Source organism: Devosia sp. 1635, from assembly GCF_013185955.1.
In the GTDB taxonomy this organism is placed as follows: domain Bacteria; phylum Pseudomonadota; class Alphaproteobacteria; order Rhizobiales; family Devosiaceae; genus Devosia.
Genome location: NZ_JABAOM010000002.1, coordinates 1,061,543 through 1,087,861 on the forward strand (window position 1 = coordinate 1,061,543; position 26,319 = coordinate 1,087,861).

At 61.8% G+C, this 26,319-nt stretch carries 25 protein-coding genes; 18 read left to right on the forward strand and 7 right to left on the reverse strand.

Annotation, left to right across the window (positions count from 1 at the left end):
* The first annotated feature begins 2 nt into the window (after nt 1–2).
* From HRU92_RS11890 to HRU92_RS11900, 3 genes are read left to right on the forward strand one after another with little or no spacing between them, the layout of a single operon-like run.
* Nucleotides 3–920, forward strand: a complete 918-nt coding sequence (locus HRU92_RS11890; protein WP_172124573.1) for an ABC transporter permease subunit — start codon at nt 3–5, stop codon at nt 918–920.
* Nucleotides 921–944: 24 nt separating this feature from the next.
* On the forward strand, nt 945–1,688 hold the full coding sequence (locus HRU92_RS11895; protein WP_172124575.1) for a glycerophosphodiester phosphodiesterase family protein: 744 nt from the start codon (nt 945–947) through the stop codon (nt 1,686–1,688).
* The gene (locus HRU92_RS11900) at nt 1,681–2,460 is read left to right on the forward strand and encodes an HAD family hydrolase (protein WP_349236724.1); all 780 of its coding nucleotides are present in this window, start codon (nt 1,681–1,683) and stop codon (nt 2,458–2,460) included. Before HRU92_RS11895 ends, HRU92_RS11900 begins: the two co-directional genes overlap by 8 nt.
* 61 nt (nt 2,461–2,521) lie before the next feature.
* On the opposite strand, the gene HRU92_RS11905 is transcribed toward HRU92_RS11900, so the two are convergent.
* Nucleotides 2,522–2,755, reverse strand: a complete 234-nt coding sequence (locus HRU92_RS11905) for a hypothetical protein (protein WP_172124577.1) — start codon at nt 2,753–2,755, stop codon at nt 2,522–2,524.
* Between the two features lie 169 nt (nt 2,756–2,924).
* On the opposite strand from HRU92_RS11905, the gene HRU92_RS11910 reads away from it, so the two are divergent.
* The 7 genes from HRU92_RS11910 (at nt 2,925) to ugpC (HRU92_RS11940) (ending at nt 10,445) form a co-directional block, all read left to right on the forward strand.
* Nucleotides 2,925–3,731: an aspartate dehydrogenase domain-containing protein gene (locus HRU92_RS11910; protein ID WP_172124579.1), complete on the forward strand. Its 807-nt coding sequence runs from the start codon at nt 2,925–2,927 to the stop codon at nt 3,729–3,731.
* Between the two features lie 116 nt (nt 3,732–3,847).
* Nucleotides 3,848–5,065: a pyridoxal phosphate-dependent aminotransferase gene (locus tag HRU92_RS11915; RefSeq protein WP_172124581.1), complete on the forward strand. Its 1,218-nt coding sequence runs from the start codon at nt 3,848–3,850 to the stop codon at nt 5,063–5,065.
* A gap of 176 nt (nt 5,066–5,241) precedes the next feature.
* Nucleotides 5,242–6,504 carry an ABC transporter substrate-binding protein gene (locus HRU92_RS11920; protein ID WP_172124583.1) on the forward strand — a complete coding sequence of 421 codons (1,263 nt, stop codon included), beginning with the start codon at nt 5,242–5,244 and terminating at the stop codon, nt 6,502–6,504.
* Nucleotides 6,505–6,584: 80 nt separating this feature from the next.
* Nucleotides 6,585–7,532 carry a sugar ABC transporter permease gene (locus HRU92_RS11925; protein WP_172124585.1) on the forward strand — a complete coding sequence of 316 codons (948 nt, stop codon included), beginning with the start codon at nt 6,585–6,587 and terminating at the stop codon, nt 7,530–7,532.
* Complete coding sequence (locus HRU92_RS11930; protein ID WP_172124587.1) at nt 7,532–8,371, forward strand: carbohydrate ABC transporter permease; 840 nt, start codon at nt 7,532–7,534, stop codon at nt 8,369–8,371. The genes HRU92_RS11925 and HRU92_RS11930 overlap by 1 nt, the downstream gene beginning before the upstream one ends.
* A complete protein-coding gene (locus HRU92_RS11935; protein WP_172124589.1) occupies nt 8,368–9,423 on the forward strand; it encodes a Gfo/Idh/MocA family oxidoreductase in 1,056 nt (351 codons plus the stop codon). The genes HRU92_RS11930 and HRU92_RS11935 overlap by 4 nt, the downstream gene beginning before the upstream one ends.
* A gap of 8 nt (nt 9,424–9,431) precedes the next feature.
* Nucleotides 9,432–10,445 (forward strand): sn-glycerol-3-phosphate ABC transporter ATP-binding protein UgpC, encoded by a 1,014-nt coding sequence (ugpC, locus tag HRU92_RS11940; protein ID WP_172124591.1) that lies wholly within the window; start codon nt 9,432–9,434, stop codon nt 10,443–10,445.
* A gap of 3 nt (nt 10,446–10,448) precedes the next feature.
* Here ugpC (HRU92_RS11940) and HRU92_RS11945 read toward each other — a convergent pair whose 3' ends face one another.
* From HRU92_RS11945 to HRU92_RS11965, 5 genes are all read right to left on the reverse strand, one after another.
* Nucleotides 10,449–11,957 carry a tripartite tricarboxylate transporter permease gene (locus tag HRU92_RS11945; RefSeq protein ID WP_172124593.1) on the reverse strand — a complete coding sequence of 503 codons (1,509 nt, stop codon included), beginning with the start codon at nt 11,955–11,957 and terminating at the stop codon, nt 10,449–10,451.
* 9 nt (nt 11,958–11,966) lie between these two features.
* Nucleotides 11,967–12,494 (reverse strand): tripartite tricarboxylate transporter TctB family protein, encoded by a 528-nt coding sequence (locus HRU92_RS11950; RefSeq protein ID WP_172124595.1) that lies wholly within the window; start codon nt 12,492–12,494, stop codon nt 11,967–11,969.
* Between the two features lie 66 nt (nt 12,495–12,560).
* Nucleotides 12,561–13,598, reverse strand: a complete 1,038-nt coding sequence (locus HRU92_RS11955; protein ID WP_248305136.1) for a tripartite tricarboxylate transporter substrate binding protein — start codon at nt 13,596–13,598, stop codon at nt 12,561–12,563.
* Nucleotides 13,599–13,753: 155 nt separating this feature from the next.
* Nucleotides 13,754–14,968, reverse strand: a complete 1,215-nt coding sequence (gene coaBC, locus HRU92_RS11960; protein ID WP_172124597.1) for a bifunctional phosphopantothenoylcysteine decarboxylase/phosphopantothenate--cysteine ligase CoaBC — start codon at nt 14,966–14,968, stop codon at nt 13,754–13,756.
* Nucleotides 14,965–15,840, reverse strand: coding sequence for a carbon-nitrogen hydrolase family protein (locus HRU92_RS11965; protein ID WP_172124599.1), 876 nt, complete (start codon nt 15,838–15,840; stop codon nt 14,965–14,967). Before HRU92_RS11965 ends, coaBC begins: the two co-directional genes overlap by 4 nt.
* Nucleotides 15,841–16,198: 358 nt before the next feature.
* Here HRU92_RS11965 and HRU92_RS11970 point away from each other — a divergent pair, with 358 nt between their 5' ends.
* The 8 genes from HRU92_RS11970 to HRU92_RS12005 all read left to right on the forward strand — a co-directional run bounded on the left by HRU92_RS11970 (nt 16,199) and on the right by HRU92_RS12005 (nt 25,702).
* On the forward strand, nt 16,199–17,353 hold the full coding sequence (locus HRU92_RS11970) for a Gfo/Idh/MocA family oxidoreductase (RefSeq protein WP_173088197.1): 1,155 nt from the start codon (nt 16,199–16,201) through the stop codon (nt 17,351–17,353).
* Between the two features lie 12 nt (nt 17,354–17,365).
* Nucleotides 17,366–18,253, forward strand: coding sequence for a sugar ABC transporter permease (locus HRU92_RS11975; RefSeq protein WP_172124603.1), 888 nt, complete (start codon nt 17,366–17,368; stop codon nt 18,251–18,253).
* Nucleotides 18,254–18,345: 92 nt separating this feature from the next.
* A complete protein-coding gene (locus tag HRU92_RS11980) occupies nt 18,346–19,188 on the forward strand; it encodes a carbohydrate ABC transporter permease (protein WP_172125142.1) in 843 nt (280 codons plus the stop codon).
* Between the two features lie 163 nt (nt 19,189–19,351).
* A complete protein-coding gene (locus tag HRU92_RS11985) occupies nt 19,352–20,506 on the forward strand; it encodes an extracellular solute-binding protein (protein ID WP_248307129.1) in 1,155 nt (384 codons plus the stop codon).
* Nucleotides 20,507–20,570: 64 nt separating this feature from the next.
* Nucleotides 20,571–21,647 carry a sn-glycerol-3-phosphate ABC transporter ATP-binding protein UgpC gene (ugpC, locus tag HRU92_RS11990; RefSeq protein WP_172124607.1) on the forward strand — a complete coding sequence of 359 codons (1,077 nt, stop codon included), beginning with the start codon at nt 20,571–20,573 and terminating at the stop codon, nt 21,645–21,647.
* Nucleotides 21,648–21,672: 25 nt separating this feature from the next.
* Complete coding sequence (locus HRU92_RS11995) at nt 21,673–22,539, forward strand: MurR/RpiR family transcriptional regulator (RefSeq protein ID WP_172124609.1); 867 nt, start codon at nt 21,673–21,675, stop codon at nt 22,537–22,539.
* A 124-nt stretch (nt 22,540–22,663) separates the two neighbouring features.
* A complete protein-coding gene (locus tag HRU92_RS12000; protein ID WP_172124611.1) occupies nt 22,664–24,676 on the forward strand; it encodes a beta-N-acetylhexosaminidase in 2,013 nt (670 codons plus the stop codon).
* Nucleotides 24,677–24,808: 132 nt separating this feature from the next.
* Nucleotides 24,809–25,702 carry a LysR family transcriptional regulator gene (locus HRU92_RS12005; protein ID WP_173088199.1) on the forward strand — a complete coding sequence of 298 codons (894 nt, stop codon included), beginning with the start codon at nt 24,809–24,811 and terminating at the stop codon, nt 25,700–25,702.
* Between the two features lie 12 nt (nt 25,703–25,714).
* On the opposite strand, the gene HRU92_RS12010 is transcribed toward HRU92_RS12005, so the two are convergent.
* A complete protein-coding gene (locus tag HRU92_RS12010; RefSeq protein WP_210258570.1) occupies nt 25,715–26,257 on the reverse strand; it encodes a cupin domain-containing protein in 543 nt (180 codons plus the stop codon).
* Nucleotides 26,258–26,319: the final 62 nt, after the last annotated feature.

A 26,319-nucleotide genomic window follows, 5' to 3' on the forward strand; every position in this document is an offset into this window, starting at 1 on the left:
GCATGATCCAGAACCGGACCCTCACCATTGTCTGCCATGGCATCCTGATCTTTGGTGCCCTGCTGGTCTGCTTGCCGCTTTACTTCGCCTTTGTGGCCAGTTCGCACACGCTCCAGGAAGTGCAGCAATCCCCCTTCCCGGTACTGCCGGGGCTGCACTTCTTTGACAATGTCGCGCAGGCCTGGAACGAGGGCAATTTCGGCCGGCTGTTCCTCAACTCGATCATCGTCACCTGCGGCATCGTGATCGGCAAGCTCGCCATCTCGCTGTTGGCGGCCTTTGCCATCGTTTACTTCCGCTTCCCGTTCCGGATGACGGCGTTCTGGCTGATCTTTGTGTCCCTGATGCTGCCCGTGGAAGTGCGCATCATCCCCACCTATGAGGCCGTTGCCGACGTGGCAGGGCCCCTGCGCTGGGTGGTCGATATTTCGGGCCTGTCCGAGTTGATCGCCTCCCTGACCGGTTATCGGGTCGAGACCGCGCTCAACTGGAGCCTCGTCAACACCTATCAGGGCCTGATCCTACCCCTGATTGCCTCGGCTTCGGCGGTGTTCCTGTTCCGCCAGTTCTTTCTCACCGTGCCCGAGGAGCTCTGCGAAGCGGCGCGCCTCGACAAGGCGGGACCCATGCGGTTCTTCTGGGATATCCTGCTGCCGCTCTCCAAGGCCAATATCGGGGCGCTGGCGATCATCCTCTTCATCTTCGGGTGGAACCAGTATCTCTGGCCCCTCCTCTTTACGACCGACAAGAGCATGGCCACTGCCGTGCTGGGCCTCAAGCAATTGGTGCCCGTTGCCGATGCGGAACCGGCCTGGAATTTGGCCATGGCCGCCGCGTTCTTCGTCATGCTGCCCCCAGCCGTCATCATCCTGGCGATGCAGGGCCTGTTCACCAAAGGACTTGTCGATTCCGGCAAGTAAGCTTCAACCAAGAGGGTATCTGAAGTGGTTCAAATCGTCGGTCACCGCGGCGGTCGCAACGTGTGGCCAGAAAACAGCCTGGGCGGCTTCGAGAAGGTGCGCGCGCTCGGCGTCGATGCCGTGGAGTTCGATATCCACCTGACCAAGGCGGGCGAGCTCCTGTGCATCCATGACGCCACGCTCGAGCGCACGACGCTGGGCACCGGTCTTGTGGCCGATCTGCCGGTGGATGGACGCAAGAACGTCATCTTGCGCGACAGCGACAACGAGCACATCCCGACTTTCCGCGACGTGCTCGAACAGTTCGCCGATAGCACGCTCGAACTCCATATCGAGCTCAAATCGGATCACGACCACAAGCCCTATCCGGGCATTGTGCCCGCCGTGCTCGCCGAGATGGAGCGCTTCAACTTCGGGGATCGGGCGGTGCTCACGAGCTTTGATCCCGATGTGCTGCGCGACATCCGTGCAGCGGTGCCCAATGGGCGGCGCCTTGCTTCGATTGACCGGCACTCGGCCGAGCGCCTGGGCGGGCTGCCGGCCGCGCTCACCATGCTCGGCGAACTCGTCGAGATCGTCGCGGTGGAACGCAGCGTCCTGCTCGAAAATCTTGATCTGGTGAAGTCCATCGTGCCGATGAACCGGTGGGCGGTATGGATGTGCAACGATGCGGAAAGTATCGAATACTGGCTGCAGCAGCCCGTGTTTTCCATCACCTCCGATGTTCCCGATCTCGCCGTTTCCGTAAAGGAAAAGCTTCGTGGCTGATTCAATACTCGATACGGATAGGGCCGCGGCCGACCCCATCATCTTGCACAACACCGACCTCGTGATCTTCGATTGCGATGGAGTGTTGATCGACAGCGAGATCATTGCCAGCCGCACCATGGCCGAAGCCCTTACCGATGCGGGCTTTCCCATGACGCAAACCGAAGCGCATGTGACTTTTACCGGCAATTCCGAGCGGGACACCAAGGCTTATCTGACTGAAAAGCTCGGCGTCACGGATCTCGACGCGCTGTTCACCGCCTGGGGCAAGCGCCTTTACAAGGGCTTTGAAGCCGTCGAAGAGATCGAGGGCATTGCCGATGTGGTGACACGCCTCAACCGCCCGATCTGCGTGGCCTCCAACAGCTCGCTCTACCGGCTGACTCGCAGCCTTGGGCGCGTCGGGCTCTGGAAGGCCTTTCATGGTCATGTGTTCAGCGCCGACCACGTTGCCCACCCCAAGCCAGCACCGGACCTGATGCTGCACTGCGCCGCTGAAATGGGGGCCGATCCGCGCCGCTGCGTGATGATCGATGACAGCCCCCATGGCGTGGAGGGCGCCCTTGCCGCTGGCATGATCGCCATCGGCTTTGTGGATTTGCGCGATCCCCGCGGCAAGCGGGCTGAAGTGCTACGCGAAGCGGGCGCGCATCTGGTCGCGAATGGCAGCGGCGAATTGCAGGCCTGCCTCGAGCAAGCCGATTTGATGCTGGGAAACAGTTCTGCTCGCCCTCAAGACGCTACCCTGGGCTCTGGCTCAGAGGCCCGCTAAACACGTCCCATGCCCGGCCCCCCTCGCGTGGCCGGGCATCCCCGCTCGATATGCCCGAGCCCTACCAGTTGCTTTCCAGCGCTTCGCGAGCCTGATCGTCACTCCAGCTGGCGGGCACCCAGACCCCAATCTGCTTGCCTTCGCGCTCGATCTGGGCGTGCCGCATCGGCGTCGCGCCCGTAGCGCCCGGGCTTTCGTCATGGTCGTATTCGGCCAGTTCGTGGCTGAACTCCCTGCCGTGCCAGTCGCCGTGATGCAGCCATCGGCCAGTGAATTTTTCCTGCGTAATGCTCATGGTAAACCTCGTGGTTACCGTAATAACGCCAATCGGCTGATCCGGCTCCGCGCAAAATCGTCGCCGGCACAGACAAATCTGTGCCATTCCAGCCCTTGCCTTAGTGAAAGCCGATATACCGACAAGAAGAAGCTACACGCTCGATTGCCAAGCACGCGCCCGCAATAGTATGCCGGCTGGAACAAGCCAGAACCGAGGTGAGCAAATCTACCAGCCCAAGAAAATCGGCCTGATTGGTGCGGGAGCAATCGGGCAGTCGCTGTTGCGTGCCATCGCCGCCATGCCCGATGTTGAACTGGCATTTGTCTTGGTGCGAGATGCGGGCAAACTGCAGGGCCTCGATGTGGACCCCAGCGTGGTTGTGACCGATCCCTCCGCGGCAATTGAGCGGGATGCCGACCTGGTGCTCGAGGCGGCAACGCCAGCCCTGGTTGCTGCGCTGGCGCCAGGCTGGCTCGAGCGAGCCGATTTTTGCGCCTTCAGCTGCTCGGCGCTGGCCGATGCCGAGACCGACCGGGCTGTCCGCGCTGCGGCGGCACAATCGGGGCGCCGGTTCTTTGTGCCCCATGGCGCGGTTCTGGGGCTCGACGGCATTGCCGATGGGCGCGACCTCATTGAACGCGTTACCATCACAACGACCAAGAGCGGCAAGAGCCTTGGGCTCGATCCGGAAACGGAGGGCCTGGTGTTCGAGGGATCTGTGCGCGAAGCCTGCGGGCTGTTTCCGCGCAACGTCAATGTTCACGCCGCCATTGCCCTGGCGGGGATCGGTTTTGACCAGACGACCAGCCGGATTATTGCGGAACCAGGCCTCGCCACCAATCAGCATCGCATCGAAGTCACCGGCGAGGGCTTCGACTGGGATCTTGGCGTATCCTCGCGCTCCTTGGGTGGGGTGACGGGATCCTACACGCCGCTCTCCGCTGTTGGCTCGCTTCGGCGTATCCTCGGGGGCACAGGCGTGGCCTTGGTCTAGTGGCTGGCGAGCAAGGACTAACTCGGATTTAACTGCCTCCCGAGCCCCTGGAGCTCAGTCTTCCCCTTCCAGGATGCCCCATCAAATGCCGTTCGGTTGAGAATAAAGGACGTTGAATGTCGATCCACAGCAAGTTCAGCAAACTAGGCACCCAGAATGCCCCCGGCCAGGAAACCCGGCAGGCAATTGCCGGCACCGAGAGCTTTCTGAGCGGCGAGAAGCTCGCGGGCACGCCCGTCGATTTTTCGCATGGCGATGTGGACGCCCATGAGCCCACGCCCGGTGCTCTCGATCTCTTCAACGCCGGCGTCGCCAAGGGCGGAGCGCAGGCCTATACGGAATATCGCGGCTCTGGCGAGATCCGCGACGCAGTGGCTGCCCGCCTCGCCGCCTTTACCGGCGCGCCGGTCGATACCCGCGATGGCCTGATCATCACCCCCGGCACCCAGGGCGCGCTCTTCCTTGCGGTCGCGGCCACCATGGTGCGCGGCGACAAGGTCGCGATCGTGCAGCCCGATTACTTCGCCAATCGCAAGCTCGTTGAGTTCTTCGAGGGCGAAATGGTGCCCGTGCAGCTTGGCTATCGGCAAGCGCCAGCCGGACAGGCCGGACTGGATCTCGACCAGCTGGAAGCCGCCTTCCAGGCCGGCGCCAAGCTGTTTCTCTTTTCCAACCCCAACAACCCCACCGGTGTCGTTTATTCGAGCGACGAGATCGCCAGCATCGCCGCCCTCGCCACACGCTATGGCGCCAGCGTGATCGTGGATCAGCTTTATTCGCGGCTGCTTTATAAGGGCGTCGCCTATACCCATCTGCGCGCAGGCGCGGTCGACGCCGAGAACGTCGTCACCATCATGGGGCCATCCAAGACCGAATCCCTCAGCGGCTATCGCCTGGGCGTCGCCTTTGGCTCAAGCGAAATCATCGAGCGCATGGAAAAGCTGCAGGCGATCGTGTCCCTGCGCGCCGCCGGCTACAACCAGGCCGTGCTGCGCAGCTGGTTTGATGAGCCCGCCGGCTGGATGGACGACCGCATCGCCCAGCACCAGGCCATCCGCGACGATCTGGTGGAGCAGTTCCGCTCCATCGAAGGCTGCTTTGTCCGCACGCCCGAAGCGGGCAGTTACCTCTTCCCGCAATTGCCCGAACTGAGCATCGAGCCGGCGCAGTTCGTGACCGCGCTGCGCGTGCTGGCCGGTGTGACCGTGACACCCGGCACCGAGTTCAGCCCCCATTCGGGTGCCAGCATCCGGCTGAACTTCTCCCAGGATCATGCCGCGTCGGTCGCTGCCGTCCAGCGGCTTGCCACGCTGGTGGAGCGCCATCGGGGTTAGAGCGTAAACTCGCGTCAAGCTGGGCAAATAGTGGCGGGCTCGAGAGATTGGATTGACCGCGCCGATTGGGCCTGATGAAGTAAAACTTACAGGCAGCGGGGCAGCTTAGCTGCGCTCTGCCGCCCACACCGCAATAATAAGCTGCCCAATATGGGCGCGACCGGGAGACCACCAAGATGAAGCGAATTGTAACGGGACTGCTGCTGGCATCCACTTTCCTGGGCTCGTCGGGGCTGGCTTTCGCCCAGCAAACCACGCTGACCATCGAAAGCTGGCGCAACGACGATCTGCCCATCTGGAACGAGAAGATCATCCCAGCCTTTGAGTCCGCTCATCCCGAGATCAATGTCGAGTTCGCGCCGCTGGGCCCGACCGAATACAATTCGGCTGTTGGCGCCAAGCTCGAAGCAGGCACTGCCGGCGATCTCATCACCTGCCGCCCCTTCGATCTGGCGCTCGCCCAGTTCACCCAGGGCTATCTGGCCCCGCTTAATGACCTGCCCGGCATCGAGAATTTCTCCGATGTCGCCAAGTCTGCCTGGACTACCGATGATGGCGCCACGACCTTTTGCGTGCCCATGGCTTCGGTGATCCATGGCTTTATCTACAACAAGGACATCTTTGCCGAGCTGGGCCTTGAAGTGCCAGCGACGGAAGACGAGTTCTTTGCCGTGCTCGACGCCATCAAGGAAGATGGCACCTATACTCCCCTGGCCATGGGCACCAAGGACCAGTGGGAAGCGGCCACCATGGGCTACTACAACATCGCCCCCAATGCCTACAAAGGCGAGGAAGGCCGCCTGGCGCTCATCGCGGGCGAGCAGAAGCTGACCGATCCGCAATGGGTCGAGCCCTACACGACCCTCGCCCGCTGGAGCGACTATCTGGGGGACGGCTTTGAAGCCCAGACCTATCCCGATAGCCAGAACCTGTTCACCCTCGGCCGCGCCGCGATCTTCCCCGCAGGCTCCTGGGAGATCTCGGTCTTCGAGCCGCAGGTCGATTTCGAGATGGGCGCCTTCAAGCCGCCGGTCAAGAATGCCGGCGACACCTGCTACATCTCGGATCACAACGATATTGGTTTGGGGCTTAATGCAGCTTCCCCCAATGCGGAAGCTGCGCGCACCTTCCTGTCCTGGGTTGCTTCCACCGAGTTCGCCGAGATCTATGCCAATGCTTCGCCCGGCTTTTTCAGCCTGAACTCGGCGGCCGTGCCGCTCGAGAACGAACTGGCCCAGGAATTCGTCTCCTGGCGCGAGGATTGCGAGACCACCATTCGCCACCCAGCCGCCATTTTGGGCCGCGGCGAGCCCAATCTCGACATCGAGACCTGGCGTGAATCGGCCAATGTGATTAACGGCACCACCACTCCGGAAGATGCTGCCAAGATCACCCAGGATGGCCTCGCCTCCTGGTATGAGCCGCAGCAGTCCAACTAAGCGCCTATGACCATGGGGCTGCGGAGGCTTGATCCTTTGCAGCCCTTTTTGCTCGCCGCCCCCGGCCGCACTGGAACAGCATGACCGTCGACGCCCCCTCCCCGCCCATTGCCGCCGCGTCCAAGCCACGGCGCTGGCACATCCTGGTGTTTCTGGCGCCGGCCCTGCTGGTCTACACGGTGGTGATGATTTACCCGCTGCTCGAAACGCTCCGGCTCTCGCTCTTTGTGGCGGGTCCAGAGGGGCAGCGTTTCGTTGGACTCGACAATTTTGCCCGCCTGCTGGGTGATCCGCGGCTGGCCGCGAGTTTCTGGAACGCGCTTTCCAACAACTTCATCTTTTTTGCCATCCATATGCTGGTCCAGAACCCCATCGGCATCCTGCTGGCGGCGCTGCTGTCCATGCCCGGCCTGAGGCTGCGCGGCTTTTACCGCACCGCCATTTTCGTGCCGACCATCCTGTCCTTCGTGATCATCGGCTTTATCTGGAAGCTGATCCTGTCCCCGCTCTGGGGCGTTTCGCCCTATCTGCTCGATCTGGTCGGGCTCAAGCATCTGTTCGCCCCCTGGCTCGGGCAGGCACAATCGGCTCTCATCACCGTGTCGCTGATCTCGGTCTGGCAATATGTCGGCATTCCCATGATGCTGATCTATGCCGCGCTGCTGTCCATCCCCGATGACGTCATCGAAGCTGCCGAGATCGATGGCGTCACCGGCTTTTCGCAGTTCTTCAAGATCCAGCTGCCGCTGATCCTGCCGACCATCGGCATCATCTCGATCCTGACCTTTGTCGGCAATTTCAATGCGTTCGACCTGATCTATGCCGTCCAGGGCGCCATTGCCGGGCCGGATGGATCGACTGACATCCTGGGCACGCTGCTCTATCGCACCTTCTTTGGCTTCCAGACCCAGCTGGGCGACCGGCATCTTGGCGCCACCATCGCAACGCTGATGTTCTTCATCATCCTGGCCGGCGTTGCCGTTTATCTCTTCGGCATCCAGCGCCGCATGCGCCGGTACCAGTTCTGATGGCCCAGACCCGCACGTCCCTCCGCAGCCAGATCGCGGCCCATGCCGTCCTCATTACCTATACGGTGATCGCGCTGTTCCCCGTGTTCCTGATCATCGTCAACTCGTTCAAGTCCAAGCGCGCGATCTTCAACTCGCCCCTCGAAGTGCCGACGCCCGAAACCTTCACCCTGATCGGCTACGAGACCGCGCTTGGACAGGGCAATTTCCTGCTCTACTTCTCCAACAGCTTGCTGGTGACGGTCGCGTCGCTGTTTTTCGTGCTGCTGTTCGGCGCCATGGCCGCCTTTGCGCTCTCCGAATACCGCTTCCGCGGCAACACGCTGATGGGGCTATACCTCGCGCTCGGCATCATGATCCCGATCCGGCTGGGCACCGTCGCCATCCTGCAGTTGATGGTGGCGGGTGGGCTGGTCAACACGCACTGGGCGTTGATCCTCGTTTATACCGCCCAAGGGCTACCGCTCGCGATCTTCATCCTCTCCGAATTCATGCGGCAGGTGTCCGACGACCTCAAGAATGCCGGCCGCATCGACGGGCTTTCGGAATACAAGATCTTCTTTCGCCTGGTGCTGCCACTGGTGCGCCCGGCCATGGCGACCGTCGCCGTCTTCACCATGATCCCGATCTGGAACGATCTGTGGTTCCCCCTGATCCTGGCGCCTGGCGAGGCGACCAAGACCATCACCTTGGGCTCGCAGATCTTTATCGGGCAATATGTCACCAACTGGAATGCAGTGCTGGCGGCGCTGTCGCTGGCGATCCTGCCGGTTCTGGTTCTTTATCTCATCTTCTCGCGCCAGCTGATCCGCGGGATTACCTCGGGTGCTGTGAAATGACCGATCAACCTGTTCGCGTGCTTGTTGCCGGCTTAGGAACCATGGGGCGCAGCCATGCGCTGGCTTATCACAATGAACCCGGTTTCGAGATCGTGGGCGTGGTGACCCGCAGCGGCAAAGTGCCCGAAGAGCTCAAGGCCTATCCGCATTTCGCCGATTTCTATGAGGCGCTAGCGGCGACCAAGCCAGATCTCGCTTCCATCAACACCTATACCGACACCCACGCCCCCTATGCCATCGCGGCGATGGAAGCAGGCGCCCATGTGTTTCTGGAAAAGCCGATCGCCGCCACGGTGGAAGACGCCCGACGCGTGGTGGAAACGGCGAGGAAGCACCAGCGCAAGCTCGTTATCGGCTATATCCTGCGCCACCACCCGTCCTGGATCGACTTCATTGCCAAGGCGCGTGAACTGGGCCCGCCCTATGTGTTCCGGCTCAACCTCAACCAGCAATCGGCCGGCTCGTTCTGGAAGGTCCACAAGACCTTGATGGAGTCCACTTCGCCCATCGTCGACTGCGGCGTGCATTATGTCGATGTCATGTGCCAGATCACCGATGCCAAGCCGGTGCAGGTGCGCGGATTGGGCGTGCGGCTGACCGACGAGATCGCGCCCGAGCAATTCAACTACGGGCATCTGCAGGTCGCGTTCGATGACGGCTCGGTGGGCTGGTACGAAGCGGGCTGGGGTCCGATGATCAGCGAAACCGCGTTTTTCGTCAAAGACGTAATTTCGGCTAAGGGGGCGGTGTCGATCGTCATGGACGAAGGTGCACGTTCCTCGGACCATTCGACCCACACCAAGACGGCTCGCATCCGCACCCACCATGCCGAACTGCAGGCCGATGGCAGCTTTGCGCGCGCCGATGAATGGCTGTCCACCGAAGATGAGCCCGGCCATGATGAGCTCTGTGCACGCGAGCAGCGCTTCATGCTGCGGGCCATCCGCGAGGACATGAATCTCTCCAAGCATAACGAAGACGCGGTGCGCTCGCTCGAGATCGTCCTCGCCGCCGACCAGAGCGCCCGCGAAATGCGCGCCATCGACCTTTAGGACCAGACATGGCTGACATTGCTACCCGCCTGCGCCTCAATGCCGTAACCAAGAGCTTTGGCTCGACCGAGGTTATCCGCGGCGTCGACCTCGAAGTGGGCGATGGGGAATTCGTGGTTTTTGTCGGCCCTTCCGGCTGTGGCAAGTCCACCCTTCTGCGCATGATCGCCGGGCTCGAGGACGCCAGCTCGGGCGCGATCGAGATCGACGGCAAAGTGGTCAACAACCTGCCGCCGGCCAAGCGCGGCATCGCCATGGTGTTCCAGACCTATGCCCTCTATCCGCACCTGACGGTGCGCAACAACATGGCGCTGGCGATGAAGCAGGCGGGCGAGCCGGCCGCCGACATCGAAGCACGGGTGGCGGAAGCCAGCCGCATGCTGTCGCTCGAGCCCTATCTCGAGCGGCGGCCCGCCGAGCTTTCGGGTGGCCAGCGCCAGCGTGTCGCCATCGGCCGCGCGCTGACGCGCAAGCCCAAGCTCTTTTTATTCGACGAGCCCCTCTCCAATCTTGATGCCGCGCTGCGGGTCAATACGCGGCTTGAGATCGCCCGGCTGCATCGGCAGCTCCAGGCGACCATGATCTATGTCACCCATGACCAGGTCGAGGCCATGACGCTGGCGGACCGGATCGTCGTGCTCAACGCCGGCAGGATCGAGCAGGTCGGCTCGCCCATGGAGCTTTACAACAAGCCCGCCAGTACCTTTGTCGCTGGCTTTATCGGTTCGCCGCAGATGAACTTCATTCCGGCTGAAAAGCTGGGTGTCGCCGGCGCTGCCACCATCGGTATCCGGCCCGAGCACCTGACGGTCAGCACCACCGAGGGGCAGCTTGCAACCCGCGTGATGCACGTGGAGCATCTGGGCGCCGACACCAATCTTTACCTCGAAAGCGAGGCGGCGGGACTGATCACCGTCCGCTTGTTTGGCGAACAAGCCTTTACGCCCGAGACGACGGTATTTGTTACCCCCAACCCGCTTTACCTGCACCGCTTCGATGCACAAGGCCGGTCCGTAGCCTGACCATCAGGGCATTTGCCGTTTCAACACCGCTCGCGCCCGCCTCGACACAGCCGGCACCGACATGATGATCGTGATCACGATCACGAGGCAAAGGACGACACTGATGGGGCGGGTGAAAAATGGCGAGGGATCGCCATTGGTCAATTGCAGGCCGCGGCGCAAATTGAGGTCGAGCAAGTCACCCAAGATGATGCCGAGCACCAGCGGTGCCATGGGGTACTTCATCTCTCGCAAAACGAACCCGACAATGCCAAAGCACAGCATCACATAGACATCGAACATGCGTTGGGTGATGGCGAACGAGCCAACCACGCAGAGAACATAGATCACCGCCATCAGCCGTTCCCGCGGCACCATCAGGACCTTGATGAAGAGCTTGGTGAGCGATAGCCCGAAGATGAAATTGGCCAAGGTGGCCAACAGCAGCATGGCGACCACTTGGTAAAGGAAAGCCGGGTTCTCCACCATCAGCATCGGGCCGGGTCTGATGTCGTGGATATACATGGCCGCGATCAGCACCGCTGCCGCGGCCGAGCCGGGCAATGCCAGGGTCAGGGTCGGGATCATGGCAGCCGAAACCACGGCATTGTCCCCGGTTTCGGCGGCGATCAGGCCCTCCTGGCTACCTTTGCCGAATTCCTCGGGATGCTTGGAGGCGCGCTTGGCGGCGGCATAGGAGGTCCAGGAGCCAACGTCTTCACCAACGCCCGGGATGATGCCGACAAAGGTGCCGATCAAGCCCGAGCGAATGATCGTGCGCCAATAGCGAAACACCTCCCCGAGGGTAGGAACGACCCGGTCATTGACCGCGGCAATTTGGGCCACCGCGCGCCGCTTCATCGCGGAAAGAATTTCAGCAAAGCCGAAGGCGCCGACCATGGCGGGGATAAGGTCAATGCCGCCGCCAAGCGCCTGGATACCGAAGGTAAAGCGCTGATGGGCATGCAGGGTTTCCATGCCGATCATGGCAATGAGCAAGCCCAATATGCCGGCGATATAGCCCTTGAGCGGCGTGTCGCTACCCGACATTTGGCCCGAAATCACCACCCCGAACAGCGCCAGCCAGAAATACTCGTAGGAGCCAAACTTCAGCGCGGCCTCTGACAGGAGCGGGGCGATGATGGCGAGGAAGAAGATGCCGACCAGGGTGCCCAGCGTCGAGGAGGTTGTCGCAAGCCCCATCGCCAGCCCCGCCTTCCCTTGCAGAGCCAATGGGTGACCATCCAGCGCTGCGGCAGCATTGGCGGGCGTCCCCGGAATATTGAGCAGGATGGCGGTGCGGCTGCCGCCATAGATGGCACCCAGATAAACGCACATCAGCGTCAGGATCGCCTGATCGGGTGCCATTTTGTAGGTGAGCGTGACAAGGAGGGCAACGCCCATGGTCGCGGTCAGACCCGGCAGGATGCCAATCACGAGGCCGAGGAGCGTAGCCCACACGACATTGAACAAGGACTGGGGATTGAGGAAGTGACCAATCCCCTGCCCCAGCAGCAGCAATCCATCGAACATGAACAGATCCTAGGGCAAGCGCACCAGAAAAACGCGGGCAAAGACGAGGTAGATTCCGGTGCCGCCCGCAACCGCGATGCCGAGCGCCCAGACCGCACTTTGCAGCAGGGGCATTGGCGCATCGGTCAGAACGACCTCGAACAGCACGATAAAGCTGAAGATGAAGAGCATGGACGCCGCCCAGAACGGCAACCAACCCACGAGGATAAGGGTGTAAAACAGGGCGAGGGCCATCACCGCGAGTACGCGCCGCGCTTCGGGGGTCACCAGTAGTGCCGCAAGTCCCTGCCATGCACCAGGCGCCTTGATGCGCCAGGAGCGCACCGCGAGCAGAGCGCTGCACAGTGTCAGCAAGACGCCCAAGACAAGGGGAACCAGCCCCGGGATCGTCGCAGGATTGATCCGGCGCGCTTCGAGCCGCGGCATGGTCCAAGATAGGTAGATCACGGCCAACCCCAGTGCGAGCAGCACCAGGGCCGTCAGGAGATCGGCGCGAGAGCGAATTGCTTCGTCCCCGGGGGTGTTCGTAGTGTCCATCGCGGTACTCTTGAGACGGCCTGACGAAGAGGGAGGAGGTGGCGGGCTCCCACCCGCCACGATGCTCTAGGGCGTGCCAACTTCGGCGCGGGTTGCGCAATCAATGCCGATGGTCGAAGGATCGTTGACGGCCTCCCCCCGGTCCACTGAAGAACAAGCCTCAAGAATAACAACAGGCATGGCCAGTTCACGCGCCTTGGGGCCGTAAGAAGGGGCGAACACGGCGCCGAAGGTTTCGGCATAGGACTTCAGTTCGGGCGAAGTCATTACCTTATCCTCCCAAATCCGGTCCAGCGTCGCCAGCACTTCGGGTGGCGAATCGGCAGGAAGGAAAATGCCGAAGTAATCGGGTGCCAGTTCCATTTCCGGCAGCCAGTTGGTGATCGGCGGAATGGGCTCAACACCCTCCAGCACCAGCGGCTGGTCGGACAACACGGCCAGAGCCTTGAGACGACCGCCTCGGATCAACTCGGTCTGCTCCACGGCCAATTGCGTGGTCACCATGGCTTCGCCCGATGCTGTCGCAATGGCGGCGGGGCCACCGCCATCATAGGTGATCATGTTGTATTCAAAATCGGCAGCGTCGCTGAGCGCGGCAACAGCAGTACCCCCCGACGAGGTTATGCCTGCAGTGGCAACCGTAATCTCCTGGCCCCGGGTCTTAAGCGCTTCGAGCAACTGGCCGAAATCGGTGAATTCGCTATCAGCGGGAACGCTGACCACCGGCACATTGGCGACGGAAAGGTAGATATGCCAGTCGTCGATGTCGGTATCTTCGAGCAGTCCCGAAACCGAGTAGGTCGCGTTGTTGGCAATCGCGTTTGCCGTCCAGGTATAGCCATCATGGGGGGCGTTCAGCACCTCTTGGGTACCAATCGCACCAGAAGCGCCCGGCTGATTGACGACCACAACTTCAACGCCCAGGGCCTCAGCCAAGATGGGAGCTGTGACCCGGGTAACCTGATCAGTGGAGCCGCCAGCCCCCCAAGGCACGATCAGATTGATTGGACGATCGGGCTTCCACTCCTGCGCGGCCGTCAAGGACGTGCCCAGCATCAGCGCTGACGCGCCGCTCGCCAAGACAAACAGCATTCGTCTGTTCATCGAATTTCCTCCCAAGGTGCACGTGATCCGGATATTTCCGTGATCACCCCGCCAGATTGCTGTTCCTCCGCAGCCTCTGTCAACCACTAAGTAACCGCCTGGTTACAGAGTGAAGGCTTCTAGACCGACGTCTGCCCATCCCGGCAAGCGGACCGTCAAGCGCGACCAAAGAATTGGGCGACACGCTCGATTATACGATCGGCCAGATCCTGTTTGGTTCCGGCGCCAAGATCGGTGACCCCGTCGGCGGCAACAAGATGAATGTGATTTAGCTCGCCGCCAAACACACCAGCGGCGGATGACACGTCATTGGCGAGGATCCAGTCGGCGCCCTTGGAGCGCAGTTTGGCCTGGGCATTGCTGATAAGGTCATCGGTTTCAGCGGCGAACCCAACGACTAATTGTGGCCTCTGATGATGGTGGCCGATGGTCGCGAGGATGTCAGGGTTGCGCACGAGCTGAATAGAGAGTTGTTCGTCGTCGCCGCCCTGCTTCTTGAGCTTGCTGGAAGCAATTGTTGCCGCCCGCCAGTCGGCCACCGCGGCGACAAAGACTGCGCCGTCTACCGGCAGAGCGCCGGTGGCGGCCTCCAGCATTTCCGCTGCCGTCTTGACGTTGATAACCGTTACACCTTTGGGGTCCTGCATGGTGGTTGGGCCGGAAACCAGCATGACGCCAGCGCCTTCGCGCGCCAGGGCGGCCGCGATGGCATGGCCCTGCTTACCCGAGGACCGGTTGGAGATGAAGCGCACAGGATCGATCGGTTCTTCGGTCGGGCCCGAGGTCACGAGAAAGGAAAGTCCGGCGAGCCTTTGCTGTTTTGGCGTGAGGGCTTGTCGGGCAGCCTCGAGTATTTTGATTGGTTCTGCCATTCGGCCAAGCCCGGCTTCCCCAGACTCCGCCATTTCCCCGCTCTCCGGCCCAACAAACAACACGCCGTCGGCCTTGAGTGTCGCGACATTGCGCCGGGTGGCGGGGTTGTCCCACATCTTTGGGTTCATGGCTGGGGCAACGAGGACCGGACTGTCGCGCGCCAACAAAATTGCCGTTGCAAGGTCGTTGGCGAGGCCAAGCGCCATCCGGGCCATGAAATCGGCGGTGGCGGGCGCGACAACAATGAGATCGGCCTCGCGTGCAATTCGGATATGGCCGACATCGGCTCCGGCGACCGGCTCGAAGAGGTCGGAAGCAACCGGCTGGCCGCTTACCGCCGCAAGGGTAGTTGGGGCGATGAAATTGTGCGCGCCCTCCGTCATCACACAGCGCACCTTGGCGCCCCGTTCTCTCAGTCGGCGCACAAGATCGGGTGCCTTATAGGCGGCAATGCCGCCCGAAACGATAACCAGGATCTGCTTGTCGCTAATGCTCATGGTTGCTCCTGTCGCAGCCCGGCGATCTCAAAGCCCCGGGACCTTTGGTCGGCTCGCAACAAGCGGCCAGCTTCGAGATCGATGTCGAAAACGCGCACCTGGCTGCGGCCAAGCAAGCTCAGGAGGTCTGCGGTGGTTTGGGGGGCGGGATGGGCGAGGCCGGCCACGCCCGAACTTGGGTGCTCGCCCCCACCGCCGCGCACCGGATAGGCCCAGTCGCTGACGGCGATATATGCGGCCTGTTCGAAGGCGCGCGCAATCATGGCATGTCTCCAGCGCGCCCGGGCCATGTGGGGAGTGCTTTTTCGGCTAACCGAGAGGGCTGGAACAAAGATGATTTCCGGCGGGGTCTCAAGATGGCGGTAAGTCTCGACATGAAAGAAATCGGCACAAACCAGGACGAAACACTGCACCCCACCAATGTTGAAGCTGGCTCCCGCGCGTTCCCCCGCTTGGGAGATGTTCCGCTCCCGGCCGTAGGGATTAGCCTTCTGGTACCGTGCAATAACGGCGCCACCGGGGTCGACAACAATGCCTTGGTTTACGGGGAGCGCGCTGAGGTTGTCGAATTGGCTGCCACCAACAACATGGCAGCCGAACTCTCGCGCCAGCTCGGCAACGGCCGTGTGGTAGTCCGCCGGTGAGTAGCCCTCCCCAACCAGCTCGGGCAAGAGAATGACGTCATCCTGATCACCCTTGAAGGCGCGTCTTTTAATGCTCCTTGCGATCCTGCCGATATCGTCTCCATCAAGCATTCGGACCTTGGGCTGTGTCAACACGACCTTCAACGGCGCGCTCCAATACGGTTCGAAAGGCACATGGCCGGTGCAAGCAAGAAAATCAACCGCTGCCCAGCGATCGACAAAGGCCAAGATAACAGCGGCGACAGACGCGGCTGCACCATCCGCTGCCTTGATAGGGATTTTCAGGGTCAGCGTTGAACGTGCCCTTTCCCCACAGCTTGCACAAGTGCCTCCAGCAGGCAGGCTGTGCCTTGCTGCACCAAGATGGAGCGCTCACATCGCCGGAGCGTGAACCGGGTTTTTGCCTGAACATACGGCAACTTGCTGCCGCTTTGAGCAGAATAATCGCTGTGCTGTTTGCTGTTGTGCGAGCCACACAATGAATGTTGACACGCGCTTTGAAAGCCGCCTAGCTTGAAAATACTTTACAAGAAAGTACTGGCCCCACCCGGGGCCCGCACAACCAGAACGCGGGGGTAGCGAATTCATGCGGGTCGGCATAATCGGTCTCGGATTTCGTTTGGGCTATCTAGCGCGGGTGTTTTCCGCAGCCCGGGACGACTTCGAGATTGTGGGCTATGTGGATCCCGCTCCCGCCGGCCTGTCCTATGCGCAGGAACACGGTGTTTCCGTCGGTTATGCCTTCCAAAGCCTTGAGGCGCTGATCGAAGGGGGGCAACTCGATCTGCTGATGGTCGGCTCACCCAATCACCTGCATCTCGAGCACATCCGCAGCGGGCTTGAGCGCGGCATGAAGATCTTTGCCGAAAAGCCCGTCGTCACCTCCGTCGATGACACCATGGCACTGGCCGAACTGCTCGGGCAATACGGCTCAGATCGGGTTATGGTCGGCCTCGTGCTGCGCTATGCGCCGCTATACCAGGATTTGCGCCGGGCGCAGGCGGAAGGCCAGTTGGGCGATATCGCGGCCATCGAGGCTTCCGAGACCATTCCGCCCTATCACGGCGCCTTTTTCATGCGCGATTGGCGCCGTTATGAGCGCTATGCCGGCAGCTTCATGCTCGAAAAATGCTGCCACGACCTTGATCTTTATAATGGGGTAATGGGGTGCCGGCCGCTGCGTGTGGCGAGCTTCGGCGGTCGCCGCAGCTTCACGCCAGCCAATTCACCACAGGGTGGCGGCGCCAACGATCTCGAAGTTTATCATCGCAAGCCCTCGGGCTGGGAAGGCTCCGACAAGGTCTTTGATAGCGATGGCGACATCATCGATTTCCAAACTGCGATCGTGCAGTACGAAACTGGCGCTGCGCTCACCTTCCACACCAATCTCAACGTGCCCGACGATTACCGGCGCTTTGCGGTGATTGGCGCCAGGGGCATGGCCGAAGGGGACTTCGTGCGCAATTACTTCAAGGTCACCGATAGTCGCACCTCCGAGCGGCTCGAAGACAAGACCTACAAGGCAAGCGACCTCTCGGTACATTACGGCGCCGATGAGCAGATGGCCGAGGACATTTTGCGGCACCTAACCGAGGGGGTGCCCCTGCCGGTGTCGGTCACCGATGCGCTTGAGGCAGGCTTGCTGGCGCTGGCCATGGACCAAGCAATGAAAACGCGATCGGTGGTCGACATGACCCCGATCTGGCAGCGCTTCGACACTGCACTCGGCCGAAGCCAGTAAGGGGGACCGCCGATGACCAGCACCAGAAGCGCAACAGTTTTCGCTCTCGCCCTGCTGGCTCCGGCCCTGATCTACATCCTGACCATTGTCGCCTATCCGCTGGTCGACACCGTCATTCTCTCCTTCACCAATGCCGCCCTGCGCCCTGGCTATGATTTTGTGGGCTGGGCCAATTACGAGCGCATCTTTGGCGCCGGCAATTTCACCGAAATCATCATCCGCACCATCATCTGGACCTTCTTTTCGGTCTCCATAAAGATGATCATCGGCATGTGCGGGGCCGTGCTGCTCAATGCGGCTGTCCCGGGCCAGACGCTGTTTCGCATCCTCACCATGCCCCCCTGGATCGTGCCCATCGCGATCGGCATCTTCATGTGGGGCTGGATGTATAATGGCCAATTTGGGATGATCTCGGGCCTGCTGCAGAATTTCGGTCTGATCAACGGTCCCGTGGCCTGGCTCGCCTATGGCCACACCGCCTTTTGGGCCACCATCGTCACCGATGTGTGGATCGGCGTGCCCATGGTCACGATCTATTTCCTCGCGGCCATGCAGTCGATCCCCAAGGATCTCTACGAGGCCGCCTGGACCGATGGTGCCGGGCGCTTTTATCGCTGGCGCCGCATCACCCTGCCGCTGATGGTGCCGGCCATCGTCACCATGAGCCTGCTCTCGCTTATCGCCACCTTCAATTCCTTCGACATCATCTGGATCCTGACCCAGGGCGGCCCCTCGGGCTCAACCACGACGATGATCATCGACACCTACAAGACCGCGATGGGCAGCCGCAAGTATGGCGAGGGCGCTGCGCGGGCCGTGGTGATCTGCATCTTCGTGTCGATATTCTGCCTCGTTTATTTCCGCGCCGTGCGCCGCCTCGGGCAAGGAGAAGCCAAGTGACCGATGTGCCCCATTCCCAGGAAGTTGCGGCCCTCAATGATGCGGCGCTGGTGCGCCGGGGGCGCAAGGCCAGGGCACGCTCCACAAGGGCGATGATCGACCGCTACCAGTGGTACGAAGTGGTCGCGATCTATTCGGGGATCGCGCTATTCCTGTTCTTCGTGCTCGCACCCTTTATCGAGGGCTTCATGGTCTCGCTGAAGCCGCTCGCCCAACTGTTCTCGACGCCCTACAGCTTCATTCCGAGAAACGGCTCCTTCAACGCCTATTTCGATATGTGGTCCAGCGTCCCCATGCTTGGCCTGCACATCTTCAACTCGTTTTTCATCTCCAGCGTGGTGACGCTGATCGTCCTCGTCGTGGTGGTGCCGGCGGCCTATGCCTTCGCGCGCTTCAGGTTTGCCGGCGCCGGCATGTTGCTGGGTATGTTCCTGGCCGTGAACATGTTCTCCGGCGCGGTGCTCTTGATCCCGCTGTTTCGCCTGATGCGGGCCATGGGCCTGCTCAACAGCTATTTCGCCATGATCGTGCCGGGCGCGGCGTTCCTGATCCCCTCGTCTATCTGGCTGTTGCGCACCTATATGCTGCGCATTCCGCGCGAACTGGACGAGGCCGCCTGGGTCGATGGCGCCTCACGCCTTTATACCCTGCGCCGGGTGATCCTGCCGCTGGCCATGCCCGGCATCGTGGTCGTCGCCATCATGACCTTTATCGGGGCGTATGCGCAGCAATTCATCTTTGCGCTGACCTTTAATTCCAAGACCGAGTTCATGCCGCTGCCGATCGGGCTTTATGCCTTTTTCGGCAAGCAGGAGGTGCTCTGGAACGAGCTGATGGCGGCCTCCTTCGTGGGCATCCTGCCCGTCATGATCGTGATCGTTTTTCTGCAACGCTATCTCGTGGCCGGCCTCACCGCCGGGGCGATCAAGCAATAAAGCAACCAAGGGTTTCGGACGCCGGGACCCTGCTCCCGGCCAAGGAAAGAAGCGGCTCTGGAAGGGACCGCGCATCACAAAGGGAGACTAACGCATGAAAATACCCAAGCGCTTCGTCCTGGCCTCGCTTGCCGCCCTGTCCGGCACCACCGGACTGGCGGGAATGGCCGCCGCCGAGGAGATCAACATCATCTTGTGCGGTGATGTGGTGACCCCGGTCTACACCAAGCTCTTCGAAGAATGGAACGCCGCCAATCCCGATTACCCCGTCGCGCCAGAACTCGTCGGCTGGGGTCAGTGCCAGGACAAGGTGACCACCCTCGCCGTCGCCGGCACCCCCGTCGACATCGCCTATGTCGGCTCGCGCACCCTCAAGCAATTCGCCCAGAACGACTTGATCGTTCCCGTCCCGATGTCGGACGAGGAGAAGGCCGCCTACTACAATTTCGTGCCCGAGACCGTGACCTTCGAGGGCGCGCAGTGGGGCATCCCGGTGGCGTTCTCCACCAAGGCGTTTTTCTGGAACAAGGATTTGTTCGAACAGGCTGGGCTCGATCCCGAAACTCCGCCCAAGACCTGGGAAGAGCAGCAGGCTTTTGCCAAGCAGATCACCGAGAACACTGACGCCGCGGGCTTTGGCATGATCGCCAAGACCTTTGATGGCACCGTGCACTGGTTCTTGCACTGGATCTACACCAACAACGGGCAGGTCATCGATGCCGATGGAAATATCGTCCTCAACAGCCCGCAGAACCTCGCGGCCCTGACGGCCTTCAAGGACATCGTTCCCTTTTCCGAAGAAGGCCCCACGGCCTATGAGCAGAACGAAGTGCGGGCCATCTGGCTCGATGGTGGCCTTGCCATGATGCACTGCTCGGTCAGCTGCGCCAATCGCGGCACGGAAGCCGGCATCAACTGGGGCGTTGCTCCCCTACCGGTTGGTCCTGACGCACAGGGTCCGGGCACGCTGCTGATCACCGACTCGCTGGCCGTGTTCAAGGGCACCGGCCAGGAAGACAAGGTCATCGAATTTGGCAAGTTCCTGACGTCGCCGGCAAATCAGCTGGCTTACGAGCTGTCCGAAGGCGGTCTTACTCCGCTGCGGCCTTCTCCTGAAGTGGACGCCATGATCGCCGAAAAGCCGCACTGGAGGCCCTTCGTTGATGGCATCCAGTTTGGCGGTCCCGAACCGCTCCTCACTGACTATGTCGGCTTCCAGAACGTGATGATCGAGATGGTCCAGTCCGTGGTGACCGGCCAGGCCGAGCCGCAGGCTGCGCTGGAAAACGCCGCCGCCGAAATCGAGCAGTACAAGTAAGAAACTACAGCGATCTCGCCGCCGCCCACGGGCGGCGGTTTTCCCCATCGGAGACAGCAGATCCATGTCGCAGCTCAGCCTCAAAAGCGTTGAAAAGAGCTTCAATGAAGCCCGCGTCATCAAGGGAATCGATCTGAACGTGGCCGATGGCGAGTTCGTGGTGTTTGTGGGGCCTTCGGGCTGCGGCAAGTCCACCCTCTTGCGCATGATCGCGGGGCTCGAGGATGTGAGCGCCGGCGAGATCGTCATCTCGGGCAAGACCGTCAATGAGTTGCCGCCGGTGCAACGCGGCATTGCCATGGTGTTCCAATCCTATGCGCTTTATCCGCATATGACCGTGTTCGAGAACATCGCTTTTCCCCTGCGGGTCGAAAGGCTGCCCCAGGCCGAGGTGGACAAGCGCGTCCATGCCGCGGCCAAGGTACTGCAGCTGGAGCCGCGCCTGCAGCATCGGCCGGGCCAGCTTTCGGGCGGGCAGCGGCAACGCGTGGCCATCGGGCGGGCGATCGTGCGCCAGCCCAAGATCTTTCTCTTTGACGAGCCGCTATCCAATCTGGATGCGGCGCTGCGCTCGGAGATGCGCATTGAGTTGATGGAGCTCCATAAGCGGCTGGGCTCGACCATGATCTATGTGACCCACGACCAGGTGGAAGCCATGACCATGGCCGACAAGATCGTGGTGCTCGACGCCGGCCAGATCTCGCAGGTCGGCTCCCCGCTCGATCTGTACCACAAGCCCGATAATCTGTTCGTGGCGGGGTTTATCGGTTCGCCCAAGATGAACTTCATCAACGGCACGGTCGCCGCCATCGATGGCGCGATGGTGAGCCTTGATTTGGGCGTGCTTGGGACTCTGTCCCTGCCCCGTCGGTCGGCGCCCGCTATCGGTGAGCCCGTGACGCTGGGCGTCCGTCCCGAGCATCTCAATCTCGGGCCCGGCGCCTTCACGCTTACCATCATGCCGCGCATTGTCGAGCATCTGGGCATCCACACAGTGATTTATTCAGGGCTGCCGGGCGGCGAGAACTTCATCGGGCTCTTTGAAGGGGATCCCAGGATCACCGAAGGCGCGCCGATCGAGGTTAGCTTCGAGGCCGACCAGGTGCATTTGTTCGATAGCCGGGGGCTCGCCATCTACTAGGCGGGCGCGCGTTCGGGGAGGGCCCATGCTGGACATTGTCGGGCTGCTGCAGAGCGAAAAGACGGTTTTTACCCGCTCGGAGCGGGCCCTTACCGGAATCGTGCTGGCCGATGTGGAGGGCGTGCTCAAGATGAGCATTGTCGATCTTGCCGCCCAGGCCGAAGTATCCCCGCCCACCGTCACGCGGTTTTGCCGACGGCTGGGCTGCGACTCCTATTCCGACTTCAAGGTGAGGCTGGCGCAATCGCGCTTTGTGGGCCAGCGCTATATCGCCCCAAGCTCGGGGCCAACGAGCGTGCATGACATCGCCCAAGGGGTGGTGAACGGCATCCAGTCCACGCTTTACGACAGCTTCGAGGCGCTGAATTTCGACGCCATCGAGCGCGCGGCCGAGGCGCTGGCGACTTCGAGCTTTGTGCTGTGCTTTGGCTCAGGGGGGTCCTCCTCCATGGTCGCGAGCGAAGCGGAGGCCCGTTTGTTTCGCCTGGGGCTCAAAGTGACCTCATCCACCGACCACCAGGTGCAACTGATGCGCGCCGCTTCCGCGCCAGTGGGGAGTGTGGTGCTCGCGTTTTCGCTTTCGGGCAACAACCTGCCGCTGGCGCGGGCGCTGGCGGCGGCGGGGGAATATGGCACGACGCGACTGGTGGTCTCGCGCACGGGTTCGGCCATGGCTGAGCAGGCCGATGTGCTGGTGCCCGTCTTTTGGCGCGAAAACCAGGACATTGTTCGCCCCACTCCGGGGCGCTACGCCTTTCTGGCCACGCTCGACATCCTCGCCCAGACCGTGGCCGTGCGCCTGGGCTCCCGCGCCGTTGGCAGCATGCGCCGCATCAAGCACCAACTGGTCATCAACCGCGACGGTGACGATGCCCAGCCGCTGGGGGATTAGGGCTTTGCGTGGTGCTTTCTTCGGTTGTCCCCACCGACGCCTTGTTTCCCCGTCCATGTCACTCGTCCAAGGGCGGGTGCTGCCACGCCGTCCCTTTTTCCAGCCTGTAAAGTGAATTTTGCCCATGACCATCGCCTTTGCCCTCCGAACCTCCTGGTCCCCTGCCGCTGACGGGGAGCCGCTCGGCTATGGTCTGGAGCTGACCAATACCGGCACCAGCCCGGTTGCCAACTTCCAGCTTGGCTTTTCAGGGCCGGCAAGGATCGATCCGACGGCAACCCTGGAAAATGGCACACTGCTCAAGCGCCTTTCCAACCACACGCTGATCGGGCCGCCCGAGGGGCTGGTGCTGCAGCCTGGCGAAACCTGGGTGGCGACCGCCCGCGGCCTGTCTTATGGCCTGCGGCACTGGAGCGACGGGGCCAATGCGGCTTATGTGGTGCTGGAGGACGGGACGGCGGTGGCGGTAACGACCGCGCCCACCCACGGCAAGGGGCACAATTCCCCACTCCTGAAAGGCGCAGCCCGGTTTGCGGTGCCGGCCCGATCACCCGCGCGCCATGCGATCATTCCCTGGCCGCGCCAGGTGGCGACCACGGGCAGCCGCATTGCGCCCGCGGGTTTTGACCTTAAACCGCAGGGCGAAGCGGCGAACCGCGCGGCGGCAGCCTTTACCGGGCTGGTGCATGATCTGTTCCCCGTGGAGGCCATTGTGCGCCCGGCGTCCGAAGCGGGCTTACCGGTGAGGCTGGTGGAGCAGCCGGGTATGGCGGCGGAAGCCTACCGGATCGAGTTTGCCGAGGCTGGCGCCATCGTGGCGGCGACCACGCGGCAGGGGCTGTTCTATGGGCTTGTGACCTTGGGGCAGATGCTGCGGGGAGCGCGGCTCCATCCAGGCACGTTCAGCTTCCCGACGGGGGGCACCATTACCGACGAGCCCGGATTTGCGTTTCGGGGCAGTCACCTCGATGTCGCGCGCCAGTTCTACACCGGCGCCGAGGTCAGCCAGTTTCTCAAGATCCTGGCCTGGAACAAGATGAACAAGTTCCACTGGCACCTGACCGAGGACGAAGCCTGGCGCATCGAGATCGATGCTTATCCCGCGCTCACCGAGGTTGCGGCCTGGCGTGGCCATGGTCTTGCGATGCCGCCGCTGTTGGGCTCGGGGCCGCAGCCCACAGGGGGGTATTACTCCAAGCCGGTTATCCGCCAGATCGTGGCCTTGGCCGATAGTCTAGGGATCGCGGTGATCCCCGAAGTGGATATGCCAGGGCACTTCTATGCGGCGCTGCAAGCACTGCCCGAATTGCGCGATCCCAGTGAGACCGGCCAATACCAAAGCGTGCAAGGCTTTCCCAACAACAGCCTCAACCCGGCCCACGAGCCGGTCTACCGGTTCGTCGAGGCCGTGGTGGATGAAGTGCTGGAGCTGTTTCCGGCCGGCATCTTCCACATCGGCGCCGACGAGGTGCCGCTGGCGGCCTGGTCAGGCTCGCCGCTGGCGCTGGACATGCTGGAACAGCTCGCAGGGTCCGAGATGCGTCAAAAGCACGAGGCACAGTTCAACCAGCTGGGCAACCATCATGGCGCCGACGAGATCGAAGGCTCCCCCACCGCGATCCTGCAGGCCGAGTTCATCAAGCGCGTCCACGCCTATATCACCAAAAAAGGCGCCCTGACCGGCGGCTGGGAAGAGGCGGCGCATGGCGATGCCGTGACCAAGGAGCATTCCTATGTGATCGGCTGGCGTAATGTGGAGGTCAATGCCGAGCTGGCCGAGCGCGGGTTCGACATCGTGGTTTCCCCGGGCCAGCGCTATTATCTCGACATGGCCAATGGCGTCTCCTGGGCCGAGCCGGGTGCCGGCTGGGCGGGATGGTCCGGCCCGCGCGAAACCTATGAGTTCGAGGCACGGGAGGGTTTTTCGCCAGAGGCGCTCAAGCACCTGTTGGGTATCCAGAGCTGCATCTGGTCGGAATCGATGACTGACCGCGCCATCTTTGATCGCCTGGTTTTCCCCCGCCTTTCCGCCGTCGCCGAAGCGGGCTGGACCCTGCCCCAGCATAAAAGCTGGGAGCGCTTCGCCTCCATGGTCGGGCTGATGCCCATCATGTACGGCCATTGGGCCAGCGAGTGACAGCTCAACCGGGTTCACGGCGATAGCCGTGTCATCATCGTTCAAGACACAAGGGGAGCCAAGGCTCCCTTTTTTTAACTTGGTCACCCAATAGGCGATATGTCTGGGCCCAATGTCTTAGAGGTGAAACACATGGATTTGCTCGCTCTCGCTGACTTCAACCTGGTTGCCCGCCATGGCGGGTTCGGCAAGGCGGCAAGACAAGCTGGGCGCCCCAAGGCAACATTGTCCCGCCGGGTGAGCGAACTGGAAGCGAGCCTGCAACTACGCTTGTTTGAGCGGGGTGGGCGCGCCCTGAAGCTTACGCAGGAAGGCCGCGCTTTGTTCGAGCGAACTGGCGTTCTGCTCACTGAACTCGAGGAGGCTGCGGCAGCTATTGCATCCGGTGGCGAGAATCCACGCGGCACGCTCCGGATCAGCGCGCCATTGTTGTTCTCCCAGATGGCGATGGGAAAACTCGCCGCCGAGTTTGCGAAGAAATACCCTCAGGTCCGGCTCGAGGTGACGGGTGAGGACCGCAATGTCGACATGGTTGAGGAGGCCTATGATCTGGTGATCCGGGTCAACCCAAAGCCCGATGAAAGTCTGGTCGGACGCGCCTTCCTGCATGATCGGCTCGTTGTGGTTGGGAGCCCCGCCTTGGCGCGTCCGGATAAGGGCGAGCCGGTTCCAGCGGTTGTCCGGGTTTCAGGCGAGCGCGCCGTGACCTGGAGCCTGCGCTCGCCGACCGGACCCAAGAGCATAGCCGTTGATCCAATTCTTAAACTCTCATCGCTGCCCATGATCCGCGATGCTGTCCGTGCAGGGGTTGGCGCCGGACAACTGCCGATCTCGTTGGTCAGCCATGACCTGGCCGCCGGCCGGCTGGTGCATTGGGGCGACATCGATGCTCCCGACACCACTCTTTGGGCGCTTTATCCGTCTCGGCGCCTGCTAAGTGCGCGGGTATCGGCCTTTCTCGAGCATTTGCGGCTGGCCTTTCCTGAAGGCACGCCGGACGAGTTGGCGGCCTATGTCGCGTGGTGACGAAAGGATGGTTCATCCACGAGGAGGCAGAAACTCACTATGAAAACGGGCGGCATTGGCCATCAGGATTTCGCGGCGCTCCGCCAGGATTTCGGGAGTTGGCGGGGTCGGTGGCGCGGTGCGGCTCGGGAGCACTTCACCGACGAGTTTGAAGAATTCTTCCTGCCCCGCCGGCAGGCAGATGCAGAGGAAGCGGGCCGGAGCGGCCGACAACACGCGAAAGCCATGCGGCGCATTGGCCGGGATGTTGATGGATTGGCCGGGGCCGACGTGATAGACCTCGTCACGAAAGGCAATTTCCAACTCGCCTTCGAGGATGTGGAAAATCTCCTCGAAATCATGCCGATGGGGCGGTGGACCACCGGCCGGCACCAGCATGTCGATCATTGTATAGCGACCGCCGGTCTGCTCGCCGGAGATCAGAATGGTGTAGTTGCCAGCTCCGATGCCCAAATGGGTAAGTCCTGCATCCTCTGGGTGGACGATGGTCGCGGTGCGGCTGGGATCATCGGGTGGAAGCTGGGTGGATTGTTCGCCCATTTGGCTGTTGCTCATGTCGTTTCTCCTAAGAACATGAACAAGATATGCCGTTGCACTGGCGAGCGGCAGATCGCGTA